This is a genomic window from Microbacterium deminutum, from assembly GCF_039530205.1.
Taxonomy (GTDB): domain Bacteria; phylum Actinomycetota; class Actinomycetes; order Actinomycetales; family Microbacteriaceae; genus Microbacterium; species Microbacterium deminutum.
In genome coordinates this window covers 45,326-66,686 of sequence record NZ_BAAAOG010000009.1, presented here as the reverse complement: position 1 = coordinate 66,686, position 21,361 = coordinate 45,326, and the positions used below count along the sequence as shown (strand labels likewise).

The 21,361-nt window shown below is 69.5% G+C and carries 16 protein-coding genes; 3 read left to right on the top strand and 13 right to left on the bottom strand.

Annotated features, from left to right (window positions below):
- Positions 1-8: 8 nt before the first annotated feature.
- Positions 9-1,457, bottom strand: coding sequence for an MFS transporter (locus ABD212_RS16660; protein ID WP_344096781.1), 1,449 nt, complete (start codon positions 1,455-1,457; stop codon positions 9-11).
- A gap of 134 nt (positions 1,458-1,591) precedes the next feature.
- Here ABD212_RS16660 and ABD212_RS16655 point away from each other — a divergent pair, with 134 nt between their 5' ends.
- Entirely contained in the window at positions 1,592-2,287 is a 696-nt protein-coding gene (locus tag ABD212_RS16655; RefSeq protein ID WP_344096779.1) for an NAD-dependent deacylase, read from the top strand.
- A gap of 46 nt (positions 2,288-2,333) precedes the next feature.
- Here the strand turns inward: ABD212_RS16655 and ABD212_RS16650 are convergent, their stop codons facing one another.
- The 9 genes from ABD212_RS16650 to ABD212_RS16610 form a co-directional block, all read right to left on the bottom strand.
- The gene (locus ABD212_RS16650; protein ID WP_344096777.1) at positions 2,334-3,605 is read right to left on the bottom strand and encodes a sugar ABC transporter permease; all 1,272 of its coding nucleotides are present in this window, start codon (positions 3,603-3,605) and stop codon (positions 2,334-2,336) included.
- A complete protein-coding gene (locus ABD212_RS16645) occupies positions 3,602-4,408 on the bottom strand; it encodes an ATP-binding cassette domain-containing protein (RefSeq protein WP_344096775.1) in 807 nt (268 codons plus the stop codon). Before ABD212_RS16645 ends, ABD212_RS16650 begins: the two co-directional genes overlap by 4 nt.
- An 88-nt stretch (positions 4,409-4,496) precedes the next feature.
- Complete coding sequence (locus ABD212_RS16640; protein WP_344096773.1) at positions 4,497-5,570, bottom strand: sugar ABC transporter substrate-binding protein; 1,074 nt, start codon at positions 5,568-5,570, stop codon at positions 4,497-4,499.
- A 282-nt stretch (positions 5,571-5,852) separates the two neighbouring features.
- On the bottom strand, positions 5,853-7,109 hold the full coding sequence (locus tag ABD212_RS16635) for a sugar ABC transporter permease (RefSeq protein WP_344096771.1): 1,257 nt from the start codon (positions 7,107-7,109) through the stop codon (positions 5,853-5,855).
- The gene (locus ABD212_RS16630) at positions 7,106-7,996 is read right to left on the bottom strand and encodes an ATP-binding cassette domain-containing protein (protein ID WP_344096768.1); all 891 of its coding nucleotides are present in this window, start codon (positions 7,994-7,996) and stop codon (positions 7,106-7,108) included. Before ABD212_RS16630 ends, ABD212_RS16635 begins: the two co-directional genes overlap by 4 nt.
- Positions 7,997-8,013: 17 nt before the next feature.
- The gene (locus ABD212_RS16625) at positions 8,014-9,111 is read right to left on the bottom strand and encodes a sugar ABC transporter substrate-binding protein (protein ID WP_344096766.1); all 1,098 of its coding nucleotides are present in this window, start codon (positions 9,109-9,111) and stop codon (positions 8,014-8,016) included.
- Between the two features lie 7 nt (positions 9,112-9,118).
- Positions 9,119-10,306 (bottom strand): ROK family transcriptional regulator, encoded by a 1,188-nt coding sequence (locus ABD212_RS16620; RefSeq protein WP_344096764.1) that lies wholly within the window; start codon positions 10,304-10,306, stop codon positions 9,119-9,121.
- 82 nt (positions 10,307-10,388) lie between these two features.
- On the bottom strand, positions 10,389-11,258 hold the full coding sequence (locus ABD212_RS16615) for an NYN domain-containing protein (protein ID WP_344096762.1): 870 nt from the start codon (positions 11,256-11,258) through the stop codon (positions 10,389-10,391).
- Position 11,259: 1 nt separating this feature from the next.
- Positions 11,260-12,258 carry a Gfo/Idh/MocA family protein gene (locus tag ABD212_RS16610; RefSeq protein ID WP_344096760.1) on the bottom strand — a complete coding sequence of 333 codons (999 nt, stop codon included), beginning with the start codon at positions 12,256-12,258 and terminating at the stop codon, positions 11,260-11,262.
- A gap of 35 nt (positions 12,259-12,293) precedes the next feature.
- Between ABD212_RS16610 and ABD212_RS16605 the strand changes: the two genes are divergently transcribed.
- A complete protein-coding gene (locus tag ABD212_RS16605) occupies positions 12,294-13,622 on the top strand; it encodes a M20/M25/M40 family metallo-hydrolase (protein WP_344096758.1) in 1,329 nt (442 codons plus the stop codon).
- Here ABD212_RS16605 and ABD212_RS16600 read toward each other — a convergent pair.
- The 3 genes from ABD212_RS16600 to hrpA form a co-directional block, all read right to left on the bottom strand.
- Positions 13,595-14,938 (bottom strand): O-acetylhomoserine aminocarboxypropyltransferase/cysteine synthase family protein, encoded by a 1,344-nt coding sequence (locus ABD212_RS16600; protein WP_344096756.1) that lies wholly within the window; start codon positions 14,936-14,938, stop codon positions 13,595-13,597. The genes ABD212_RS16605 and ABD212_RS16600 overlap by 28 nt on opposite strands.
- Positions 14,939-15,064: 126 nt before the next feature.
- Complete coding sequence (locus ABD212_RS16595) at positions 15,065-16,006, bottom strand: quinone oxidoreductase family protein (RefSeq protein ID WP_344096753.1); 942 nt, start codon at positions 16,004-16,006, stop codon at positions 15,065-15,067.
- Positions 16,007-16,035: 29 nt separating this feature from the next.
- Complete coding sequence (gene hrpA, locus ABD212_RS16590) at positions 16,036-20,115, bottom strand: ATP-dependent RNA helicase HrpA (RefSeq protein ID WP_344096751.1); 4,080 nt, start codon at positions 20,113-20,115, stop codon at positions 16,036-16,038.
- A 404-nt stretch (positions 20,116-20,519) separates the two neighbouring features.
- On the opposite strand from hrpA, the gene ABD212_RS16585 reads away from it, so the two are divergent.
- On the top strand, positions 20,520-21,359 hold the full coding sequence (locus tag ABD212_RS16585; protein WP_344096749.1) for an aldo/keto reductase: 840 nt from the start codon (positions 20,520-20,522) through the stop codon (positions 21,357-21,359).
- The last annotated feature ends 2 nt before the right edge of the window (positions 21,360-21,361 follow it).

The window sequence follows — 21,361 nt, the reverse complement described above, 5'->3', positions numbered from 1 at the left end:
GCATCCGCTCACTCCTCGCTCGGTGGCACGGTCGCGCGGTCGGCCGCAGCCGCATCCTCGGGTTCGGCGATGTGGACGGGTGGGATGAACGCGCACGCGGCGAGCATCAGGAGCGTGGCGCCCCCGACGCCGATGAACACCGCGATCGTTCCCGCTTGAATCGCCGACGGCACTTCGGGACCGCCGTGCGCGGCTATCATGGCGTTCGCCACCGCTCCGAACACCGCCACGCCGACGGCGCTGCCGATCGAGCGCGCCAGCAGGTTCGTGCCCGAGACGACCCCGCGACGCCGCATCTCGACCGATGCCTGGGCGGCGATGAGGCTCGGCGCCGCGACGAGGCCGAGACCCAGGCCCACCACGAAGCATGCCACCGCGGTCAGCGGGATGGACGGCGACAAGGCGAAGACGGCGAGCAGTGCCGCGCCGAGGATCGCAAGGACGCTCCCGATCAAAGTCGTCGCGCGGAAGCCGATGCGCAGATAGAACCGTCCCGCGATGGCCGCCGAGATCGGCCACCCGAGCGTGAGGGCGGCGACCGCGAGACCGGCGGCGAGCGGCACGGCCCCCGTGGTCGACTGCAGGAACGTCGGGACGAACGACACCAGTGCGATCAGGACGACCCCGACCAGCAGCGCGACGATCGACGTCGTCACGACTATCCGGCTCGAGAACACCCAGGGGGCGAGGATCGGATCTTCCGCGCGTCGCTCCACGAACCCGAAGGCGACGAGCAGCGCCGCGCCGAGACCGAAGGCGCTGAGGCTCTGCCATGAGGTCCAGCCCCACGCGTGCCCGCCTTCGAGCAGGGCCAGCACGATCAGCACCAGGGCGCCGGTGAGCAGGATCGCGCCCACGTAGTCGATGCGGTGCGGATGCCGCTCGAACGGCTGCCGGTAGTTGCGCCACAGCATCCACAGCGCCAGGAGGCACAGCGGCACGTTGATCCAGAAGATCCACCGCCAGGAGAGGAACTGCGAGAACAGGCCGCCGATCGTCGGACCCGCCACAGAGGAGAACGCCCACACGCTCGCAAGGTAGGCCTGCGCCTTGGCGCGCTCGCGCACCGTGTAGATGTCGCCCGCGATCGTCAGCGCGGCCGGCGTGATAGCACCCGCCCCGAGACCCTGGACGGCCCGGAAGCCGATGAGCGCCGCCATGTTCCACGCCGATGCGCAGAGGATCGATCCGATGAGGAAGAGCACGATGCCCGTGTAGATCACGGGACGGCGGCCGACGATGTCGCTGAGCTTCGCGTAGACCGGAACGGATGCCGCCTGCGCCAGCGTATAGATCGAGAACAGCCACGGGAACTGCTCGAACCCGCCGAACTCGCCGACGATGGTCGGCACCGCCGTCGCGAGCACGGTCGCGTCGATCGCGATCAGGAACGTCGACAGCATCAGGGCGAGCAGGATCGGACCTCGAGCCGAGCGCAGACCCACTCCGTCCGACATCCGCGCTCCTTCCCGCGTCTGGGCGCCGATCCGACCAGCCAACCACAGCGGCGGGGGAGTGAGGGCCGGTTCGCGGCATGAGTCCGCGGCGAAGGAGCCGCCGCCCGGCGACCGCGCGCGGCCACAATGGTGTGGTGCGAATCGTCGTCCTCACCGGAGCCGGGATCTCGGCCGAGAGCGGTGTGCCGACGTTCCGAGATGCCGGAGGACTGTGGGAAGGCCATGCGGTCGAGGATGTCGCGACGCCCGAGGGTTTCGAGCGCGACCCCGACACCGTGCTGCGGTTCTATGACGCGCGACGGCGGGGCGCCGCCGCTGTGGCTCCCAACGCCGCCCACCGCGCGCTCGCGCGACTCGAGGGTGCGATCGGGCCGGGCCTGCTGGTCGTGACGCAGAACGTCGACGACCTCCACGAGCGCGCCGGCACGCGCAACCTCGTCCACATGCACGGGGAGCTGCGGATGGCGCTGTGCACTGCGTGCGGATCCCACGTGCGGTGGACCGAGGACCTCATCGATCGCCCGCCGTGTCCGGTGTGCGGAGAGCCGTCGCTGCGCCCCGACGTGGTGTGGTTCGGCGAGCTGCCGTATGAACTCGACCGCATCGAAGACGCCGTGGTCGCGTGCGATGCCTTCGTCTCGATCGGCACCTCCGGCGCCGTCTATCCCGCGGCCGGCTACGCGGCGCTCGCAGCGGCCTTCGGTGCCCGGACGGTCGAGCTGAACCTGGAGCCGAGCGATGCGCTGATCCCGTTCGACGATGCACGGACCGGGCTCGCCAGCGTACGCGTCCCGGCGTGGGTCGACGAGGTGATCGCCGCCCGGACATGACGAAGCGCCGGAACGGATGCGACATCCGTCCCGGCGCTCCGATCAGTCAGACTCGCGCCCCGCCGCCCGAGCGCACTCGCGAGAGTGCGTCGACCGTGGCGGCCAGGATCAGCACGCCGCCCGTGACGAGCAGGTTGACGCCTGCCGGCAGGTTCAGCAGGCCGAGGCCGTTGGTGATGACGGCGATCACGAGCGCGCCGATCGCCGCGTTCATGAGCCGGCCGCGTCCGCCGAAGAGGCTGACGCCACCGACCACCGCTGCTGCGACACCGCTCAGCACGATGTCGCGGCCGACCGTGGCGTCGACCGATCCCACACGAGAGACGCTGAGCAGCGCCGATGCGACCGCGAGGGTGGAACAGATGACGAACGACCACCACTTGATCCATCGCACCTTGATGCCGGAGCGGCGCGCGGCTTCGGCGTTGCCGCCGATCGCGTAGATGTACCGCCCGAACTTCGTGCGGTCGAGTACGAAGGTGCCGATCCACAGGATGACGAGCACGATCGGGACGATGATCGGCACGCCCTCCACGTCGACGACGGACTGACCGCGGTTCTGGTTGAGGATGTACACGAATACTCCGCCCAGCACCGCGATGACACCGAGCTTGATCCACACGAGGGAGATCGCGCGGTTGGGCACGCCGGCTCGCGTGCGACGGCGGCGATCCCAGAACGAGGTCGCCGCAGATACCGCGAGGATGACGACGAGCATGACCCACCCGCCCCACACCGGCAGGTTGCCGTTCTGCAGCGCGATGAGCTCGGGCACCTCGACGCGGTACAGGCCGCCCGGGCCGATCACGACCAGGGCGAGGCCCTGCAGACCGAGGAAGAGACCCAGCGTCACGACGAACGAGGGGATGCCCACTCTCGCGACGAAGAAGCCGATCAGGGCGCCGATGGCGATGCCGAACCCGAAGCCGAGCAGCAGCGCGATCGGCCAGGGGAGCCCGAACTGCAGGTTGAGCACCACGAACAGGGCCATGCCCACGCCGCCGGTGACACCGGCTGACAGGTCGATCTCGCCGAGCAGCAGCACGAAGACGAGCGCGATGCCCAGCACGACGAGTGTCGCCGCCTGGTTCAGCAGATTCGCCAGGTTGCGCTCGGTCAGGAAGAACGGGCTGAGAGCGGCGAACAGCAGGCTGAGGACGATCAGACCGCCGACGGCGGGGAGCGCCCCCATGTCGCCGCCGCGGACGCGGTGCCACCATGCCCCTATCTGGTCACCGAGGCCCCCCTCTACGCCGCTGCCGATGAGGTCTCCGGCGACCGGATCGGGGCCGGCTTCGGTCTTGGTCGTGGCACTCATGCCGCTCCTCCCGTCACGATCGTCGTCGTGCCCATGTGCTGGACTCCGCCCAGGGTCTTGGTTCCCGTGATGTACCCGACGACGTCGTCGCGTGTGGTTTCATCCGTCTTGATCTGCGCCACCATCTGGCCCAGGTACAAGACGGCGATGTCGTCCGCGACGGCGAACACATCCGCCAGGTTGTGGCTGATGAGGATCACCGCCACGCCCTGTTCGGACAGACGCTCGACGAGATGAAGCACCTGCTCGGTCTGGGCCACACCCAGAGCCGCCGTCGGCTCGTCGAGGATCACCACGCGTGCCTTCTTCAGCACGGCCCGGGCGATCGCGACGGTCTGGCGCTGACCGCCGGAGAGCGACGAGACCTTCTGGCGCACCGATTTCACCGTTCGGACGGACAGCCCCCGAAGCGTGTCGGAGGCGTCCTTCTCCATGCGGCCCTCGTCGAACGTTCCGGTCGAGAGCTCCTCGCGCCCCAGGAACATGTTCTGGACGATGTCGAGGTTGTCGCACAGCGCGAGGTCCTGATACACGACCTCGATGCCCATCGCGGCGGCCTCGCGAGGGGTGTGCAGGTCGCGATGGATGCCGTCGATGCGGACTTCACCCTCGTCGTACGGCTGGACGCCGGCGAGGCCCTTGATGAGAGTGGACTTTCCGGCGCCGTTGTCGCCGACGAGGGCGGTGACTTTGCCGGGATAGACCTTGAGGTCGACGCCCTTGAGGACGCTGACCGGACCGAAAGATTTTTTGACGCCGATCAGTTCGATGATCGGATCTGTGGATGTTGTCGTGTCTGACATGCTCGCTTCCTTGCGGTGTCCGTATCCCGAGCGCGCAGAGGGCGCCACGCCTTCGACAGCGCGGCGCCCTCGCGGCTTGAACGTAACGTTACTGGGTTACGCCGTTCGCGTCGCAAGCCGCCTTCACATCGGCGGTGCAGACGTCCGAGTACGCCGCGTCGCCGGCGGCGATGACGTCCTTGACTTCCTTCGGCCCGACGAGCTTCGGGGTGACCTGGATGTACGGCGTGCCGTCATCGAGCTTCGCACTGGCGGTGGGCTTCTCGCCCTTCAGCAGCGCGACCGCGGTGTCGACCGCAGCGGTGGCCTCGTCCTTGACCGGCTTGTAGACGGTGGCCGTCTGCCAGCCGAGCAGGATGTTCTGCAGACCTGCGACGTTGGCGTCCTGGCCCGAGACCGCGACACCCTTCAGGTTGTTGTCCTGCAGGACCTTGATGACGCCGGCCGCGTTGGTGTCGTTCGCTACCCACACGCCGTCGACCTTCCCGTTGAGCGAGGTGAGGGCCTGCTCGAAGTTGGTCTGCGACTTGGCCTGGTTCCAGGCTCCCGGGGGCTCAGCCGCCGGCTTGATGCCCGCGGCCGACAGGACCGAGTCCGCGCCGTCGTGGAACATCTTCGCGTTGCCGTCGGTCGGGTCGCCGCCCATGTAGACGACGACTGCCTTCTTGGGATCCTTGCCGGCGGTCTTCAGTCCGTCGAGGACCGTCTGGCCCTCGAGTTCGCCGACCTTCACGTTGTCGAACGACACGTAGTAGTCGGCGCCCGTGAACGGGCGGTCGTACGCGATGACCGGGATGCCCTGAGCCTTGGCCTTGGAGGCCACCGCCGCGGCTGCGCCCTGGTAGTCGACGAGCAGCATCACGCCGCAGCCCTGGGTCATCTGCTGGTCGGCGATCGTCGAGTACTTGTTGACGTCACCCTGGGCGTTCTGGATGTCGGCCGTGAAGCCTGCGGCGGTGAGGCCCTCTTCCAGGTACTTGTGGTCGAAGTTCTCCCAGCGAGGCGAGGACGCCGCGTCGGGGAGGATCACACATGCGCGGCCGGCCGCGGCGGCCGAACCGCTCGTACTCGGCGTTCCACCGCTTCCGCCGGAACAGCCGGCAAGCATCACCACAGCGGCACCGGCAAGTGCGGCTGCGGGAAGCAGAACAGACTTCTTCATCTTTCGCCTTTCGTCTTTGAAGGTGCGAGTTCCAGGATCGTCCTGGCGCACTTCGCGCTTGAAAGCGATCCTCCCGAGTATCGACCTTGGCGTCAAGTTATGAACGTAACGCTTTGGCAACGCCGGGATCGCGGCATCCGGTTGGCTTCACACCCCGGCGGCGGATCTGCCCACGCGTGTCACATTGCTCAACAATCCACCTGAATTCTGGTGAATGTGCTCGGTGGTGAGGTCTATTCCGGGGGTGGAACCCGGTTCCGAGTTTTTCCAATGAAGCCAGAATCACGCGCGGCCGGACGCCGCCCGGGTTCGCCTCGAAATCGAGTCCACGATCACTGCGAGCACGAGCACGATACCCGTGATCATGAACGCAACGGAAGAGTCCAGGTTCAAAAGAGTCAGCCCTGACGAGATCGATTGGATCACGATGATGCCGAGCACTGCCGAGAACGCGGTTCCTCGCCCGCCGAAAAGGCTCGCTCCTCCGATGACCGCGGCGGCGATCGCGTTGAGGTTGGTGTCGCCGCCCCCTGAGCTCTGGTTGGCCGAGGCGAGCCTGGCAGCCGCGAGGATGCCGCCGATGGCGGCGAGGCTCGAGCACAGCGCGAAGACCGAGAGGTAGATGCGGTCGACCCGGATGCCGGCACGGCGAGCCGCCTCGACCGAGCCGCCCACCGCGTAGACGGCTCGACCCCACCTCGTGCGCGTCAGCGCGAAGTTCATGATCACCACGAGCGCGAGGAAGAACAGGAACATCACGCCGACGCCGCGTGACAGGTTCAGATACCACGCGGCCGCGAGCAGGAACACGAGGAGGATGACGCTGCGCACGGCGATCTCGCGATAGCTCTGACTGACCAGGTTGGCCGCGGTGCGGCGCTGCGCCTTCCGCGTCAGCGTCCACGCATACGCTCCGACCACCAAGGCGACGCCGACGTACGACACCCAGGGCGGCAGGAAGAGCTGCTGGGCGAACTCGACGATCCAGGAGTCGAAGGGCAGGCTGATCGATCCGGTCTCGCCGAGCACCCAGAGCTGCAGCCCCAGAAAGCCGAGCAGCCCGGCGAGGGTGATCACGAAGCTCGGAACGCCGAAGCGGGTGTACAGAAATCCGTACAGCATCCCCACGAGGCATCCGACCGCGACGGCCGCGACCAGGGCGACGACGAGGTTCCATTGCAGTTCGACGAATCCGACCGCGAGGACCGCGGCGGCCAATCCCGACACCGACCCGACCGACAGGTCGATCTCACCGAGCAGCAGCACCAGCACGATGCCGAGCGCGATGGTGCCGATGGCCGCGCACTGCATGGTGAGATCGACGAGGTTGCGGCTGGACAGGAAGACCGGGTTCAGCAGCTGGAAGACACTCCAGATCACGACAAGGCCGACGATGACGGGAACGGATCCGAGGTCGCCGCCGCGCACGCGCGCCAGCAGGCTCGTCACGGCTCCTCGGATGCCGCCGGGGCTCAGGATCCCCTCCTCGGCGTTCTCGATCACGGGCAACGTCGTAGCGGGCTTCCGTCCGGGGCTCATGCGTCACCGTCGTTCGCGTCGGCCATCCGGCGAGGGCCGGAGGGCATGGGGATGATGGTGCCGCCCCCGGCTTCGGCGGGGGGCTTCGGCGGGTGCCTTCGCACCGGCGGCCGGGAGCCGGCGCCGTCCACCGCCCCGGTGATCGCCGCGATCAGGGTCTCGCTGGTGACGTCCACGACGTTGTAGACGCCGTTGTTGCGTCCGAGCCGCAGCACGACGACCCGGTCGGCCACGGCCATGACGTCGGCCATGTTGTGACTGATCAGGATGACGCCGTGGCCGCGCTCGCGCAGCCGCTCGATCAGGTTCAGGACCTCGGCGGTCTGGGCGACGCCCAGGGCCGCGGTCGGCTCGTCGAGGATGATCACCCGGGGCTCGCCGATGAGCGAACGGGCGATCGCCACCGTCTGGCGCTGGCCGCCCGAGAGCGACGCGACCGGGATCCGCACGGACGGGATCTTCGCGGCGAGTTCACGCAGCAGGGTCCAGGTGCGCTCCTCCATGCCGACCTCGTCGAGCCGGTTGCCGGCGATGAGCTCGCGTCCCAGCCACAGGTTCGCCACCACATCGAGGTTGTCGCACAGCGCGAGATCCTGGAAGACGGTTGCGATGCCCAGATCCTGGGCGTCCGCGGGGCTGTCGATCTGCACGACCTCGCCGTCGAACTCGATCGATCCGGCGTCGGGAGCGTGGACGCCCGCCAGCACTTTCACGAGAGTGGATTTTCCCGCGCCGTTGTCGCCGATCAGGGCGACGACCTCGCCCTCGTTGACCCAGAAGTCGACATCCGTGAGCGCCTTCACGGCGCCGAAGTGCTTGCCGATGCCGTGCATCGTGAGCACGCGCTCTCGCGCTCGCCCCGTTCGCGCGTGTGTCAGCGAGGTCATGCTCAATAGTCTCAGGCTTAGCGAAGGCCCGCGGCCACGCAGGCGTGGCGATACGCCGGAGTGCAGATGTCGTCGAGCGTCCAGAACCCGTCGGCGACGACGGTCTCGCCGATGTTGTCGATCGTCACCCCAACCGGGTCCAGGAGGGTGGCGGGCGTGCCCTGGATCTCCAGAGGTGCAGTGACCGTCTCGCCCTTCAGGAGCGAGACGGCGACCTCGGCCGCGAGCTCCGCCTCGGGCTTGATCGCCTTGTACACGGTCATGTGCTGGTCGCCGGTGAGGATGCGCTGGATGGCGGACAGCTCGGCATCCTGCCCCGTGACGATCGGGAACGGCTCGACGTTGGCGGCGTGGAGCGCCGACACCGCCCCGCCGGCGATGCCGTCGTTGGCGGCGTACACGCCCTTGATCTGGTCGCCATACTGCGAGATCTGGCCCGCGACCCAGGCCTGCGCCTTGTCGGGACTCCAGTCCGGCGTCCGGTACTCGGCGAGGATGTGCAGCCCGGTCTTGTCGATGACGCTGTGCGCACCGCGCGCGAACAGCGTCGCGTTGTTGTCGGTCGGCGAGCCGTCCACCATCAGGATGCCGCCCGAGGCGTCGCCTTCGGCCTTCAGGGCGTTCACGAACTCGGTCGCCTGCAGGCGGCCGACCTTCTCGTTGTCGAACGACACGTAGTAGGCGAGGTCTCCGCCGCCGATCAGGCGGTCGTACGAGATCACCGGGACGTGCTGTGCGTTGGCGGCACTGACGATGCTGATCGCCGCCTCCGAGTCCACCGGGTCGAGGACGAGCACCTGTGCTCCGGCTGCCAGCGCGGACTCCGCCTGCTGCTGCTGCTTGGCGGCATCCTGATCGGCGTTCGAGTACAGCACCTGGTACGGCCCGAGCTCGGCGATCCGGTTCTCGAACATGGGACGGTCGAAGGTCTCGTATCGCGCGGTCTTGGCGTCGGGCAGGAGGAGGGCGACCTTTCCGCCTGTTCCGTCCGAGCTGCCGTCACCGCCGGCGATGCCCGAGCAGCCCGCGAGCGACAGCGCGAGCCCCGCGGCAGCGGCGAGCGCGAGGGCTCGCCGGGGCGGCGGGAAGCGTCGTCGCGACGCGGATGTCGACACGTCGGACCTACGCAGAGACGGGAAGGGCTTCGGCCTCGACGGTGACGTGATCCAGCGCGATGGCGATGGCGCCCCGGGTCTCGGCCCACTCGCCGAATGAGGCTCCGATGATCTCGGGAAGCCCGCCCTGGGCGGGAAGCGCCGACCGCTCGAGCGAATGGCGCATGGGCGCCATGAGGATCTCGCCGGCCTGGGAGAGCTCCCCGCCGACGATGATCAGCTCCGGATCGAAGAGGTTGCACAGGCTCGCCAGCGCGACCCCGATGTGGCGGCCGGCGTCCGCGATGACGCGTCGGGCGCTGCCGTCACCCGCCTCCGCGGCCTGCAGCAGGTCGCCGAGGCGCTGCATCCCCTCGCCCGGCGGGAAGAGGGACAGCAGGGCGGGTCCGCCGGCATAGGTCTCGAGGCAGCCGCGGTTGCTGCAGCGGCAGATCGGACCGTTCTCGTCGATGGTGACGTGCCCGATCTGGCCGGCCTTGCCGTTCACGCCGCGAAACAGGTCGCCGCCCACGATGAGGCCGGCGCTGATCGAGTGCCCGACGCGGATGAACACGGCGGAGGACACCGTGCGCGCGTTTCCCTCGCGCGCCTCGGCGAGGCCGCCCAGGTTCGCCTCGCTGTCGACGAAGACCGGGCGCCCGATCCGGGCGCGAAGACTCTCGGCCACGTCGACACCCTCCCACCCGCGCAGCAGCCCGGGGGTCGAGACCATGCCGGTGCGGGGGTCGATCGGGGCGGGAAGCGCGAGTCCGACCGCCAGCAGGTCGCTCACCGATCCGCCGAGCGACTCCATCATGTCGCTCAGGAGGATCGCGAGGCGGTCGAGTTCGGCGTCGTGCCGATGGTCGAGGGCGAGCGGGATCGAGCTCTGCGTGACGACTGTGCGCGTCGCATCCGCGATCGCGACATGCAGCTGCCGAGAGCTGAAATGCACTCCGGCGACGAGGCCGAGCTGGCGAGCCAGCGATACCAGGGTGGCGCGACGTCCGCTTCGCGAGGTGAACGACGTGTGCAGAAGACCGGACGCCGTCAGCTCTTTCACGATGTTCGAGACCGTCGCCGGCGAGAGGCCGGTGCTGCCGGCGAGCTCCACCTGCGTCAGGCGGCCATGCCGTTTCAGAGACTCGACGAGCCGGGCTCGGTTGGCTTCACGAAGTGAAGACTGCGAGCCGGGAGGGACTCTGCGGCGTGCCACAGGCCACACATTACCGGATTCAGGTAATGAACGAACCGGTCGGATCGTGCACCCGTCCCCCGCGGGGTCAGCGCCGTTCGGGTCAGCGGCGCGCGGGAGCGAGGCGGATCAGCACGATGTTGCCCGACTCGTCGACCTCGGCGACGTCGGGATGCGCCTTCACGAAGTCCGAGAAGCCCTTGTGGCCGAGAGCCTTCTCGCTGAACGACGGGTCGAGCCGCTTGATGAGGGCCTTCACGGCGGACGCGTGCTGCCAGTCGGCATCCTCCTTGTCGCTCTCCAGACGCAGGGCGCGCTCGAGGAGGTCGGCGGACGGATCGACGGCAGGCTTGCGCACACGGGTCCGCGAGGCCGCGGCATCCGTCTTCTTCTGCTCGATCGTGGGACGAGCCACTCCCGGCAGCGCATCGTAGGCGTCGAACTGGTCGCACGCCGCCGCGAGCGACTTCGCCGTCGAGCCGGCCACCCCCACTCCGACGACGAACCTCCCGAGCCGCTTGCACCGCTGCGCGAGCGGGACATAGTCGGAGTCGCCCGCGACGATCACGACGTGGGTCAGGTCGGGGAGGCGGAACATGTCCTCGACGGCATCCACCGCGAGCCGGATGTCGGCGCCGTTCTTCGCGTAGGCGGCAGCGGGGAACAGCTGCACGAGGTCGATCGCACGGGCCACGAGCTGGGAACGGTAGACCGCGTTGACGGGAGCGGACCAGTCGGCGTACGCGCGGGTCAGCACCAGAGTGCCGAAGGACGCCGCGTAGTCGATGATGGCGCCGACGTCGATCGTCGCGGCGACCAGGCGCTCGGCGATCTCGGGCTCGCTCGGCTTCTCGGCGATGCGCTGCCGGTCGCGAGAGTAGGAATTGCGGCCGTGCACGCGGTCGTACCAGCTCATCACGATGTTGTCGAAGTCGAGGTAGACGGCGACGCGCTGATTCTCGAGGTCGGGCATGTCAGTCCTCGCCCGGATAGCGAAGCCCGATGAGGGAGCGCACCGTGTCGAGCGTGCCCATGATCGCGACGGTCTCGTCGATGGGCAGGATGTCGCTGTCGTTCGTGCCCTCGGCGACATAACGCTCGGCGGCGAGCGCCTGGTATTGCATGCCGCGACCTTCGATCCTCGACTCGTAGGTCTCGACGACCGATCCGTCAGGGCGGACGAGCCGGAACGTCGTCGGGCTGTACCACACGGCGTCTATGTCGATGCGGGCATCCGTGCCGATCACGTGTGCCGTGTTGGGGCCGGCGGCATGGGATGCCGAGAGGGTGGTCGAGACCGCGCCGGAGGCGTGCGTGAAGATCGTCGCGACCTCGGTGTCGGCGCCCGTCGGCCCGAGGGTGGCGCTCGCCGCAACCGTCACCGGCTCGCCGACCATGTCCCACACGAACGACACCGGGTAGATTCCGAGGTCGAGGAGCGCTCCGCCGCCCAGTTCGAGGGCGTTCAGCCGGTGCGAGGGGTCGGTCGTGATCTGCTGGGTGTGGTCGGCGATGACGGCGCGGATGTCGCCGAGCGCGCCCTCAGCGAGCAGTTCGCGCACGCGCACCATGTGCGGCAGGTACCGGGCCCACATCGCCTCCATGGCGAGCAGGCCTCGTTCGGCGGCGACGTCGCGGACGCGGGCGGCCTCGGCGGCGTTCAGCGTGAACGGCTTCTCGACGAGCACGTGCTTTCCGGCCTCGAGCGCCAGGATCGCGTTCTCGGCATGCATCGGGTGCGGGGTCGAGACGTAGACGATGTCGACGTCCGGATCGGCTACGAGATCCTCGTACGAGGAGTGGGCGCGCGGGATGCCGAACTCGGCCGCGAAGGCGTCGGCGGCCTCGGCGCGGCGCGAGCCGACGGCTGTGACATCCCGGCCGGCGGTGCGCAGATCCTTGGTGAAGGCGTGGGCGATCCCACCGGTCGCGAGGATCCCCCAGCGCAGGCCGGGAGCGTGGACTTCGGTCATGCTCCGAGGTTAGCGGGTGCGCATAGGCTCGTCGGGTGACTCCCGCCGTCGAACGCCTCCGTGAGCTGCTGCGCATCCCGACCGTGTCGCATGTCGATGAGTCGCAGGTCGCCTGGGGGTCCTTCGCCGCCTTCCATGCCGCGCTCGAACGCCTCTACCCCGCGATGCACACCCGACTCGAGCGCGAGGGCGTCGACGGGTACTCGCTCCTCTATCGGTGGCCCGGCGCGGCCTCGGGCGACCCGCTGGTGCTCATGGCGCACATGGACGTCGTACCCGTCGTCGAGGACGAGTGGCGGCATCCGCCCTTCGCGGCCGAGATCATCGGCGAGGGGACGGATGCCGCCATCCACGCGCGCGGCGCCATCGACGACAAGGGGTCGCTCGTCGCGATCCTCGAGGCCGTCGAGGAGCTCGTGACCGAGGGCTTCGTGCCGGCTCGCGACGTGTATCTCGCGTTCGGCCACGACGAGGAGACCGCCGGCGGCGGAGCCCGTGCCATCGCGGCGCTGCTGCGTGACCGCGGTGTGCGTCCCGCACTCATCGTCGACGAGGGCGGCGCGGTCGTCGACGGCGTGATCCCGGGCGTCGGCGTCTCGACCGCCATGGTGGGGGTCGCCGAGCGGGGGGTGATGACGCTGCTCCTCACCGCGCGCGAAGGGGGTGGCCATGCCTCGACGCCGCCGGCGACACCGGCCACGGCGCGACTGGCGCGAGCCGTGAACCGGCTGCACCGGCATCCCTTTCCGACACGTCTCGCGCCGCCTGTCCGTGCCATGCTGACGACGGTCGCGCCGCACGCCGCGCAGCCGCTGCGGACGCTGCTGCGAACCCTCTCGATCACGGGTCACCTCGTCGCGGCCGTCATCTCCAGGCTCGGACCCGAGATGAACGCCGTCGTGCGCACGACTGCAGTTGTGACGCAGCTGAGCGGTGCACCCGGCGAGAACGTCCTCGCCACGACGGCGCGGGCGGCGGTGAACATCCGCCTGCTGACGGGCGACACCGTCGCCGGCGTGGTCGAGCGCGCGCGCCGCGTCATCGCGGACCCCGCCGTCGAACTCGACGTGCGTCACGCGTCCGAGCCCTCGCCGGTGTCGCCGTGGAAGGGCGAGGCGTGGCAGCGACTCGCGGCGGCCGTGGCGACGTCGCTGGGCGGGCACATCGTGACGACGCCATATCTGCAGCTCGGAGCCAGCGACAGCCGGTGGTTCACGGCGCTGAGCGATCACGTGTACCGGTTCACGCCGTTCCACCTGACACGGTCGGAACGCGACGCGCTGCACGCCCACGACGAGCGCATCCGCGTCGAGGTGTGGCTGCGGGGGATCGGGTTCTACCGGGCGCTGATCGCCTCGAGCTGAGGCATCCGCGCGGCTGCGAGCGACCCTTCGAGATCGGCGATGATGTCGCCCAGGCCTTCGAGCCCGATCGAGAGCCGCACCGTCGTCGGTCCGATGCCGGCTTCGGCCAGCTGCGTCGGCGACATGTGACTGTGGGTCATCGACGCGGGGTGCGCGACGAGACTGCGCGCGTCGCCGATGTTGGCGACCAGCCGCACGACCTCGAGTCGTGCGATGAACTCCTCCACCTGGCGGAAGTCCTCGTCCGGGTCTCCGGTCGAGTGGAGGTCGAAGGAGAAGACCGACCCCGTGCCGCGCGGCAGGTAGGTGCGTGCGGCGTCGTGCCAGGGGCTCGATTCCAGGCCCGGATGGTGCACCCGCGCGACAGCGGGATGCTGCTCGAGGAACCGAGCGACGCCTAGTGCGCTCTCGCAGTGGCGTGCGACCCGCAGATCGAGCGTCTCGAGGCCCTGCAGCAGCTGGAAGGCGTTGAACGCCGACAGTGATGGGCCGAGGTCGTGCACGTACTTCGTCTTGACGAGGGTGATGTAGGGCGAGCCCGTTTCGCCGAAGCGGTCCACCAGGCTTCCTCCGGGCACGCGCCGATAGGGCTCGGTCAGCTGCGGCCAGCGCGCCGGATCCGCGGCGAAGTCGAACGTGCCGAGGTCGACGACGACGCCGCCGAGCGAGGTTCCGTGGCCGCCGAGGAACTTCGTGGCCGAGTGCACAGCGATGTCGACGCCGACATCCTTCGCGCGCTGCAGATAGGGCGTCGCGACGGTGTTGTCGACGACGAGCGGCACACCCGCGCGATGGGCGATGTCCGAGACGGTGCGAACGTCGAGCACCTGGGCGATCGGGTTCGTGATCGACTCGGCGAAGAAGGCCCGGGTCTGCGGCCGCACGGCTGCGGACCACGCTTCAGGATCGTCCTGGTCGACGAACGTGACCTCGATGCCCCAGTCGGCGAACGTGTCCTGCAGCAGGTCCACGGTCCCGCCGTAGAGCTGGCGCGCGGCGACGATGTGCTCGCCCTGTTTGGCGAGGGCGAGCAGTGCGAGGGCGACGGCCGCCTGGCCGGATGCCACCGCGGCCGCCGCGATGCCGCCTTCGAGCTCCGCGACCCGGCGCTCGAACACCAGCACTGTGGGGTTGGCGGTGCGACTGTAGATGTTGCCGTCGCGCCGCAGCGCGAACAGGTCGCGAGCCTCGCTCAGGGATGTGAACTCGAACGCGTTGGACTGGTGGATCGGAGGAACCGCGGTGTTCTCTGCGACACCGATCCGGTACCCCGCCTGCACCTGCGTCGTCGCGAACGAACGCGGGGTCTCGGGCATTCGTCCATTGTCCAGGCTGCGGACTCACGCGCCCCACTCGTGTGTCGAACTGTTGCGTACGCATTTCGTCTCGCTTCGCTCGTTCAACGACCGGGCGGGGGAGGGGGCGGGGTCCGGGAGGGATCTCTAGGGCAGGAGGGCGACTTTTCCGACACCGCCCTCCTCGACGACGCGGTGCGCCTTGGGGGCGTCCGAGAGCGGGAACGACGGTCCGAGCTCGACGGAGAATCGCCCGGCTGCCAGCAGCGCCAGCGTCACCGGGACGGCCTCCGTCCGCCATGCCAGCTGCTGCGGCGTGAGCGGAGTGGGCGAACCGCCCCCGAAGGCACGGATGCCGAGGGATGCGGCATCCCCTCCGCGCACGAGTGTCGCGATACGGCCGCGATCGGCGACGAGGTCCAGCGAAGCCTGCAATGCCTCGTCGGTGCCTGCGGCGTCGATCGCCACGGTCACGCCGTTCGACGCGACGGCGCGCACACGATCCGGGAGTCCCTCGCCGTAGGCGACCGGTGTTGCGCCGAGCGCGCGCAGCCGATCGAACCGCGCCTCGGACGATGTCGCGATGACCGTTGCGCCCCACAGCACCGCGAACTGGATCATGGCCTGACCGACGGCTCCGGACCCGCCGTGCACGAGCAGCGTGTCGCCGGTGCCCACGTCGAGTGCGCGCAGCGCCTGATACGCGGTGCCGACCGGGATGCCGAGCGCAGCTCCTTCGGCGGCGCTCACCTGCGGCGGACGCCGGTGGGCGTGCGCCACCGCAACTACGAGATCGGTCGCGTACGCGCCCGGCACGCCGAAGAAGACCACGGGATCGCCTACGCGGAACCCGTCGACGCCCTCGCCCACGGCCGTCACGACACCTGCTCCGTCGCCTCCGACGCGACGTGGCTCGTCGATGGGCCCGGACGGACGAAGCCCGGCCCGCAGCTTCGCGTCGATCGGGTTGACCCCGGCGGCTTGGACCCGCACCGCGATCTCGCCCTCGCCGGGCACCGGATCGGGGATGTCGGCAGTGTGGAGGACCTCGGGTCCGCCGAACTCGGTGTAGACGATCGCTTGGGCCATGGCAGGATGAACCTCCGGGTCGATGCGGGCTATTCCCGCAGCGCCTTCTGGATCCGCTGCGGCGACACGGGTTCGGCGGTGCCGAGATCCTGGGCGAACAGGCTCACACGGTACTCCTCGAGCAGCCACCTCGCGCGAGCGAGCGAGGGCGATGCGTCGGCAGGCAGCGGGATCGCCCCGCCGGCCTCCGCGAAGGCCTCGTGCACCCGCTCGTAGTCCGACATCCGCTGGCGGTCGCGGCCCGCATTGTCGGCGAGCCTGCGCACCCGCTCCAGCGCCGCCTGCAGGTAGCGGTGAAGGTGCGGCAGGCGCCCGGCGCCGGTGCGCGCCACGAAGCCGGGGAAGATGAGCCCGGCGACCTGGTTCTTGATGTCGCCAAGGGCGCCCAGCAGGGTGAGGGAGTTCTGCGCGCGCAGCGCGCGGTCGACTTCCCGGGAGGCGGCGAGGATCCCTGCTGTGAGCGAGACGGTCTGGAAGAGCTCTTCCACGACGATGGCCGAGAACGCGTCCCGCACGGCGTCGAAGCCCGCCCGGGTGCGGATCACGCCTGCGGGCGCGTTGCGGGCGATCACGGCATCAGCGACCGCCACCCGGCAATCCTCGACGAGCGCTTTCGCGGACGGATACGGGGATGCCGCAAGCGCGAGCTTCTCGTTCGCGGTGAGGTGGCCGAGCACATACGTCGCGGGCGAGGCGACCGAGAGGAGGAGGAGTCGGCGCGCACCCGCGCGCGTAGCCCCGGCTGCGGCATCCGGCGTCGACTCGATGCGCAGCGCGACCGACCCGCCTTCGTCGACGATGGCCGGATAGCCGCGCACCACCCCACCCGCCACGCGGGTGTCGACGACTTCGGGCAGGTCGCCGAACGTCCACTCGGTGAGCCCCGTCCGCTCGGCGAATCCGGGCTGCGCCGGTGCTGCAGGGCGTTTCGTCTCGCCGCTGCGCGGCTCGCTCGACGACCTGGGCTCGCCGCTGCGCGGCTCGCTCGACGACCGGGCGGCGCTATCGGTCGTCGAGCGAGCGGAGCGAGACCAAACGTCGCCCGCGCCGCCGAGCGATCTCGCCACCGAGTCGCGGGCCCGACCGGCAAGGCGATCCTGCAGGGCCGCGAGGTCGCGGTCAGTCCCGACGCCGCGTCCTCGCTCATCGACGGCCCGGAACGAGATCCGCAGGTGCGGCGCCACGCGCTCCAGGTCGAAGTCGGCGGCTGTCACGGGCTGGTTGGCGACGCGCTGCACGCGCGCCGCGAGCGCGTCCGCGAGGTGTGTGGAAGGCACCCCGTCGCCCGACTCGGGGCCCTGGCCCGCGAGTTCCGCCGAGAACTTCGCCGCCCAGTCGGCGGCAGGAACCACATTTCGGCGGATCGCCTTGGGAAGCGATCTCAGCAGCCCGGTGATGAGCTCGTCGCGCATGCCCGGAACCTGCCAGTCGAAGCCCTCGACGCGCAGCTGTGCGAGCAGCGCGAGCGGCACGATCGCCGTCACGCCGTCGTCGTCGGCGCCCGGTTCGAACCGGTAGGCGAGCGTGAGCACCTGGTCGCCCTGGCGCCACCTGGCGGGGAAGTCGCGTTCGTCACCCCGCGACGCCTCGTCGACCAGGTCGGCCTCGGTCAGGTCGAGCAGTCGCGGCGTGCGGGTCGCGGCATCCGTCCACCATGCCTCGAACGACCGCGCATCGAACACGTCACGCGGGATGCGGGCGTCGTAGAACCGGAACACCGCCTCGTCGCCGACGAGGATGTCGCGCCGCCGCTCGCGCTCCTCGATCTTCTCGAGTCGCCGGCGCAGCTCGAGGTTGCGGCGCTCGAACGCGGTGAGGCGCTTGTCGAGGGGCGAGGTGTCCCAGTCGCCTTCGACCAGCGCGTGGCGGACGAAGAGCTCTCGCGCGAACGGCCGGTCGAAGCGTGCGAGCTGCACCCGGCGGCGCGGGATGATCTCGACGCCGAACAGCGTCACCTTCTCGTACGCGGATGCCGCCCCCGCCGCCTTCGACCAATGCGGCTCGCTCAGCCGGCGCTTGGCGAGGTCGCCGGCGAGCGCCTCGGCCCACGCGGGGTCGATCGCGGCGACGGTGCGGGCGAAGAGCCTCGACGTCTCCACGAGCTCGGCCGCCATGATTGCAGCGGGGCGCTTCTTCCTGAGCCCCGAACCCGGGAAGATCGCGAATCGCGCTCCTCGGGCGCCGAGGTAGTCCGCGCTGCCGGGGTCGGGACGGCGTTTCGACTCGCTTCGCTCGCCCAACGACCGGTTCACGGTGGCGCGGGGGGTCGTGCGCTCGTCGAGGATGCCGATATGCGAGAGAAGGCCGGCGAGGATCGCGCGATGGATGTCGTCGGGGTCGGCCGTCGGGGCGTCGGCGCTCCGACGGGGCGCGCCCACGATCGCGCTGAGCTGCCGGTGGACGTCGGCCCACTCCCTGACGCGCACATAGTTGAGGTGCTCGGCGCGGCAGAGGCGCCGGAAGGCGCTCGAGCCGAGAACGGCCTGCTGCTCCTGGAGGTGGTTCCACAGATTCAGCAGGCTCAGGAAGTCGCTCGTCGGGTCGGTGAAGCGGGCGTGGAGGCGGTCGGCTTCCTCTCGGCGATCCTCGGGGCGTTCGCGCACGTCCTGGATCGACATGCCCGCGACGATCGGCAGGACGTCGGGCAGCACGCCGCCGCGCTTCGCCTCGATGAGCATGCGGGCGAACCGCGGGTCGATCGGCAGGCGCGCGATCTCGCGGCCGAGGTCGGTGAGCGTCGGTCCGGCGGGGTCGCGTTTCGTCTCGCGAAGACCCGCACTGAGCGAGCGCGAGCGAGCCGAAGTGTCGCTCGACGACCGGGGTTGGGCGACTGCACCCAGTTCGAGGAGCAGGTCCAGCGCCGCCTTGACGCCGCGCGAGTCGGGCGGAGTGAGGAATGGGAACGCCGAGATGTCACCGAAGCCGAGCGACAGCATCTGCAGGATGACGGAGGCGAGGCTCGTCCGCAGGATCTCGGGCTGGGTGAACTCGTCGCGCGTGTCGAAGTCGTCTTCGGCGTACAGGCGGATCGCGATTCCGGGGGCGGTGCGCCCGGCGCGGCCCGAGCGCTGCTGCGCCGACGCTTGCGAAACGGGCTCGATGGGCAGCCGCTGGATCTTGCTGCGCGCCGAATAGCGCGAGATGCGCGCCGTGCCGGTGTCGACGACGTACCGGATGCCGGGAACGGTGAGGCTCGTCTCGGCGACGTTGGTCGCGAGGATGACACGCCGGCGGACGCCGGCCACCGACGAACGCTCGAACACCCGGTGCTGTTCGGCCGAGCTGAGGCGCCCGTACAGGGGAAGGACCTCGGTGGGAGCGGCATCTTTCGCGTACATTCCCCGGACGGCATCAGCGGCGTCTCGGATCTCGGCCTCGCCCGGAAGGAACACGAGCACGTCACCCGCCGGTTCCCGGTCGAGTTCGCGCAGGGCGCCCACGATGCCGTCGACGTCGTCGCTCTCGCCGGCCTCCGCGACTCCGACCTCGGTCGCAGAACTCGTCGAAGGGCGGTAGCGGATCTCGACCGGATAGGTGCGTCCCGAGACCTCGATGATCGGCGCGGGACGGCCCGCGGCATCCGAGAAGTGCTGCGCGAAGCTCTGGGGGTCGATCGTCGCGCTCGTGACGATGATCTTGAGGTCGGGGCGTTTCGGGAGGATGCGCCGGAGATACCCGATGAGGAAGTCGACGTTGAGCGACCGCTCGTGGGCTTCGTCGACGATGATCGTGTCGTAGCGGCGCAGCAGGCGGTCGCGATGGATCTCGTTCAGCAGGATGCCGTCGGTGAGGAGCGCGACGCGGGTGTCCTCCGAGACCTTGTCGGTGAAGCGCACCTTGTAGCCCACGGTCGAGCCGAGCGGGACCTGCAGCTCCTCGGCGATGCGCTCCGCGATGGTGCGGGCCGCGATCCGCCTCGGCTGGGTGTGCGCGATGCGGGTGCGGCCGAGCTCGAGGCAGATCTTGGGAAGCTGTGTCGTCTTGCCCGATCCGGTCGCTCCGGCGACGATCACGACCTGGTTGTCGCGGATGGCGCGCGCGATCTCCTCCCGCGCGGCGCTGACGGGCAGCTCCGGCGGGTAGACGATGACGGGTTCGGGCGCGGGCATAGCCTTCGATCTTAACCGCCCGACGCCTTCGGCGTCGCGCCCTCGGCTTCGCCGCCGGGTCCAGATCGCCGGCATGCGGGCGCCGGTGCGCGGCGGCGACTGTCGAGGGCCGGGCTGGTCTGCTGGGATCAGCCCGCCGCAGACATCCTGTGTATACGCCAATGAACTTCGCGTTCACATCCGGCGAACTGGCGGAGTTGGGTGCCGAGAACCTCTGCGATCACGACTCCGTCGCGGTCCCTCCGCTGTGGGCCACGGTTTCCACGGTCCCCTTCAAGGGCGCGGGTCGTCCCCATTGTCGCGCTCTGCGCGGAACGCAAGTCGGTGTGCCGCCTCATCCGAGCGAATGGAATCTCGGTCTCCTCCCCATCCCGCCCATCCCGTACCCTCTTAGGCTTGGCCATATGGCATCGATCCCCCAACTCACTCTGAACGACGGTCACCACATTCCGCAGCTCGGGTACGGAGTGTTCCGAGTCCCGCCCGCGGACACCGAGCGTGCCGTCTTCGAGGCCCTCGAAGTGGGGTACCGGCACATCGACACGGCCGCGATCTACGGGAACGAAGAGGGCGTCGGTGCCGCGATCGCGGCCAGCGGCATCCGTCGCAGCGATCTCTTCATCACGACGAAGCTGTGGAACAACCGCCACGACGGCGACGCGCCGCACGCCGCCATCGCCGAGAGCCTCGACAAGCTCCGCCTTGCGCAGGTCGACCTGTACCTCGTCCACTGGCCGACGCCCGCGGCCGACAACTACGTGCACGCGTGGCAGAAGATGATCGAGATCCGGGATGCCGGACTCGCGCGCAGCATCGGCGTCTCGAACCACCTCGTGCCCCACCTCGAGCGGATCGTCAGCGAGACGGGCGTCACCCCCGCCGTCGATCAGATCGAGCTCCACCCCGCGCACCAGCAGCGGGAGGTGACCGACTGGGCGGTCGCGTCCGGCGTCGCAATCGAGGCGTGGGGGCCACTCGGGCAAGGCAAATACGACCTGTTCGGCGCCGCGCCGGTCGCCGCTGCGGCCCGTGCTCATGGCAAGACGCCGGCGCAGGCAGTGCTGCGGTGGCACCTGCAGAAGGGGTTCATCGTGTTCCCCAAGTCGGTGCGACGCGAGCGACTCGAAGAGAACCTCGACGTGTTCGACTTCGACCTCTCGGATGACCAGATCGCCGCCATCGACGCGATGGACCCCGGGGACGGCTCGGGCCGTGTCAGCGCGCACCCTGACGAAGTGCACTGACG